Annotated in this window: 2 protein-coding genes and 1 pseudogene; all 3 read right to left on the bottom strand. The window is 38.3% G+C overall.

Annotated features, from left to right (window positions below; translation table 11 throughout):
• Window positions 1–186: 186 nt before the first annotated feature.
• On the bottom strand, window positions 187–1,836 hold the full coding sequence (locus ACY65O_RS02055) for a pyruvate dehydrogenase complex dihydrolipoamide acetyltransferase (RefSeq protein WP_462219188.1): 1,650 nt from the start codon (window positions 1,834–1,836) through the stop codon (window positions 187–189).
• 68 nt (window positions 1,837–1,904) lie between these two features.
• Complete coding sequence (locus ACY65O_RS02050; RefSeq protein ID WP_462219187.1) at window positions 1,905–3,719, bottom strand: DNA polymerase III subunit gamma/tau; 1,815 nt, start codon at window positions 3,717–3,719, stop codon at window positions 1,905–1,907.
• 146 nt (window positions 3,720–3,865) lie between these two features.
• A pseudogene (locus ACY65O_RS02045) lies at window positions 3,866–4,526 on the bottom strand (hypothetical protein); the annotation flags it as partial.

The following is a 4,526-nucleotide window of genomic DNA, read 5'->3' as shown; positions in this document are numbered from 1 at the left end:
TTAAGATAGCAAAAGTTATTTGTAAAACGGGTGAAGAATACACTTCACTAAAAATATTGAGTAAAGAAATAACGCTGAAGAGTGCGACGCCTGTGAAGCTAAATAGAAATTCTGAAGCTGGTTACAAAAAATAAAAAAGCGTTAGCTTTTTACAACTAACGCTTATATAACTATGTCTAAGAAAACTTATACCAGCATGGTTACCGGGTTCTCCAGATACTTTTTTAATGTTTGTAAAAATGCGGCGCCTACAGCACCATCAACACTTCTATGATCGCAGCTTAACGTAAGTTTCATAACATTGGTTACGCCAAAACCATCGCCTTTTTTAACCACCACTTCTTTAATAGCACCAACTGCCAGTATTGCACTATCCGGCGGATTGATGATGGCTGTAAATTCATCAATATCCATCATACCTAAATTAGAGATGGTGAAAGTATTACCACTGAATTCTGCAGGTTGTAATTTTTTATCTTTTGCTTTGCCATACAGTTCTTTTGCATCGGCAGCAATTTGCGATAATGTTTTTTGATCGGCAAAACGGATTACCGGAACGATTAATCCCTCAGGTAAAGCTAATGCAGAGCCAATATGCACATGATGATTCTGGCGGATAAATTCTCCCATCCAGCTGCTGTTAACATCAGGATGTTTACGCAGTGCCATTGCGCTTGCTTTTATTATCATGTCGTTAAAAGAAATCTTAACAGGGCTCACTTCATTCATGGCCACTCTTGCTGTGATGGCATTATCCATGTTAATAGACATGGTTAAATAAAAATGCGGCGCACTGAATTTGCTTTCACCCAGGCGGCGTGCAATTACTTTACGCATTTGCGTTAGCGGAATATCGGTGTGGCCTTCCAAACCGCCTAAGGGGTTTGCAACCGCCGTTGGGGTTATAGCTACCTTTTGCGTTGCAGCGGAAGGAACATAACTGTCTACATCTTTTTTTGTTACTCTTCCATTATCGCCACTGCCATTTACTTTACTAATGTCAATACCTTTTTCTGCTGCTAATTTTTTTGCAAGAGGTGATGCTTTTACTCTTCCGTTTGCAGGTTGATCAGTTGCAGCTTGTTCACCAGCTGCTGCGGAAGGTTGCGGATTACTTGTGGGCTCGCTGGCAGCTGCTTTATCATTACTAACTGCAGCGGCTGGTGCATTATTTGCTCCTGATTTTTCTGCAGCCACATAAGCGCTTACATCGGTACCAGGTTTACCCACAATAGCAATGATCTCATTTATTTTTGCAGCTTTGCCTGCCTCTACACCAATATATAATAAAGTGCCTTCTTCGTAACCTACTACTTCCATTGTGGCTTTATCGGTTTCTACATCGGCTAATACATCATCGCTTTTTACAGTGTCGCCTACTTTTTTATTCCAGGCTACAATTTTTCCTTCAGTCATGGTATCGCTCAGCAATGGCATGCGAATTTCTTTTGCACCTGCAGGCAGGGCAACTTTGGTTGATGGTTGTTGGTTGATAGTTGATGGTTGGGCAGCTTCCGCAGCTTTTGGTGCTTCGGCTGTTTTTGCAGGTGCGGCAGTTGCTGCGCCTTCTTTATCTAACAACCCTTTATAATCTTCACCATCTTTACCAACAATGGCAATAATTTGATTAATTTTTGCAGCTTCGCCGGCAGGCACACCTATATATAATAAAGTGCCATCTACATAACCCGTAACTTCCATCGTGGCTTTATCCGTTTCCACATCGGCCAGCACATCATCACTTTTTACTTTGTCGCCCACTTTTTTATTCCAGGTCACAATTTTTCCTTCGGTCATCGTATCGCTCAACAGCGGCATGCGTATCACTTCTGCCATATATAATTTATTTCTATTTTTATTAATTGAGGTTCGAAATTACGGTAAAAACAGGAAATGAAATACAGTTAATCCAATGTAAGTTTCAATCTGTCCTTAAGTTCCTTTACCAGCGGATATTCTTCTATAATTTTAAGGTATTGCTCTTTGGAGCTTAATACTTTTTCTGCAGGCTGGCTGCTATGTTCATTTTCGATAATAATTACCGTATAAGTCAATATTTTATTGCAAAAATGATTTTGCAGATGATCTACCAGTGCTGCCCTTTCCTGTTCAATAAATTTTTGCTGAATGTTATTTTCGGTTATAATTTCTAAAGTATTATTATCAATAACTTTCAGCGTAGCCATTTTAAAATTGGTAACTGCCGAGTGATTTTTTTTGCTGATCAATTTTTCGATAAATGCTCCCCAGGCAATGTACAATTCTTCTTCTGTCAGTTCTTTTAAATCGTTGCCGCTGTTTTTATTTTGTTCTGTTAGTTTTTTACGGATTTTATCAAGGGAAGATAATCCTGTTTTTGGTTTAGTATTTTCGGTTGACGGTTGATGGTTGTCCGAACGATCCTGTGGAATAGTTGGTTGTTGCTGTTTAATTTCAACCTCCGGTTCCTCAATAATTAATTTTGCTGCTGCTGGTTTTGCAGGTTCCTTTGTCTTTGTAAACTCTGAAATACCCGACCCTGCATCTGCAATTTTTATCATTGGCACAGCACGGAATGCAATGGCTTTGGTTGACTCAACTACTTTTTTTTTACTTACAGCTCCATCATTATTTACCAGCTCAATGGCCTGGTGCAGGTAACTTAATTTTATTATGGTTAACTCTACCAGCAATCTTTTGTTACGGGCCTGTTTATAATTTATTTCGGCTTCGGTTAAAAGATTTAATGCGCCAATTAACCAACCGGCATTTATTTTTTGTGCTGCCTGCAAATATTTTTGTTTAAAATCTTCGGCCACTTCCAGCAGTATAGCTGCTTTGGTATCTTTACTTACTAAAATATTTCTTATAAATTCTGCAAAGCCTTCAATTACTGTATCGCCTTCAAAACCCTTGCGGTTAATTTCATCATACAACAACATGGCATCGCTCATGTTTTGCTGCTGCATAAAATCTAAAAACTTAAAATAATAATCTTCATCTAAAATATTAAGGTGCTCTAAAGTATTGCTGTAATTTAATTTGCCGCCGGTAAAACTTACAATCTTATCTAAAATACTTAACGCATCTCTTAAGCAGCCTTCACTTTTTTGAGCAATAATGTGCAGTGCGGCTTTTTCGGCTTTTATTTCTTCTTTATCACAAATTTCCTGCAGGTGTTCTACCGTATCGTTATTGGTTATTCTTTTAAAATCAAAAATCTGGCAACGGCTTAAAATGGTGGGCAGAATTTTATGTTTTTCTGTTGTGGCCAAAATAAAGATGGCAAATGGCGGAGGTTCTTCCAGCGTTTTTAAAAACGCATTGAAAGCTGATGTACTTAACATGTGTACCTCATCCACAATATATACTTTGTATTCCCCGGCCTGTGGTGCAAAGCGTACCTGGTCCACCAAACTTCTTATATCATCAACCGAGTTATTACTGGCAGCATCCAGCTCATGAATATTTAGTGAAGTACCTGCATCGAAAGATACACAACTGTTGCAGGTGTTGCAGGCTTCGCCTTCTTTAGTTTGATTTTCGCAATTGATGGTTTTAGCTAAAATTCTGGCACAGGTTGTTTTGCCCACACCACGTGGACCACAAAATAAAAATGCATGCGCCAACTGGTTATTTTTAATAGCATTTTTTAAAGTAGTGGTAATATGCGCCTGCCCCACCACTGTAGAAAAATTTTGCGGTCTGTATTTACGTGCTGAAACGATGAATTTATCCATTTACCCCAAACCCCTAAAGGGGCTTTTAAAGATTAAAATAATTTGAACAATGCAATTTAATAAGACTTTATTGTTTTTGCATAAAAGCTTTTATTGATGTAAAAACAACTTCCATAATTTCACCCATCAGGGGATGGGGGCAAATCTCAAATCAATATCGGGTGGCGTTTAAATTCCATTCCCCTGTCGAATAAAAAGCGGTAGGTTACCAAATTTCTACTTCGGAAAGATTCGCCGATACCTTCGGCAATATTGATCATTTTAGGGTTAAAGTCTCCTATCCACTGCATTTCATATTCGGTATAAGGCACTGCTTCCGACTGGATTACTTTTGCGGCTTCGGTAATAATGTAGGCATCTATACCTTTGCCATGCCACTCAGGTACTACACCAAAAACCAACCCGTTAAATTTTTTATTGGGTGTAAATTTTTTTAACCAGAGAAATTTAAGTTTTTGCAATAACCCAAACTGCCCGTTTAAATGTTTAAACCATTGGTTAAGATCGGGAAGGTTTACAAAAATTGCAATTGGCTCTTCTTTGTTATAAGCAAACCAAATAATTTTTTCATCCATCACCGGTTTCATTTTTTTAAACATAATGATAACCTGCTCCCTGGCTAATTGCTTTAAACCGCCATGCCCTGCCCACGCTTTATTATATACCGTTGTAAAATCTAAAGCAAATTTTTCCAGTTGGTTTTTATTGATATACTTTGCAGAAAAATCGGGATTGCCGGCAAATACTTTATGCCTGTTGTGAACTTTTTGTGTAAGCGGCGCTTTGGGATGCATACCAAAACAAACC

The sequence above is a fragment of the Ferruginibacter sp. genome (assembly GCF_031430955.1).
Lineage (GTDB): Bacteria > Bacteroidota > Bacteroidia > Chitinophagales > Chitinophagaceae > Ferruginibacter.
Note: the sequence above shows the minus strand (reverse complement) of the source record. Positions and strands in the feature narration are given on the sequence as shown.

Coding starts and splice junctions, on each gene's coding strand:
- ACY65O_RS02055 (WP_462219188.1), bottom strand. CDS start 1,836: ATGGCAGAAGTGATACGCATGCCGCTGTTGAGCGATACGATGACCGAA.
- ACY65O_RS02050 (WP_462219187.1), bottom strand. CDS start 3,719: ATGGATAAATTCATCGTTTCAGCACGTAAATACAGACCGCAAAATTTT.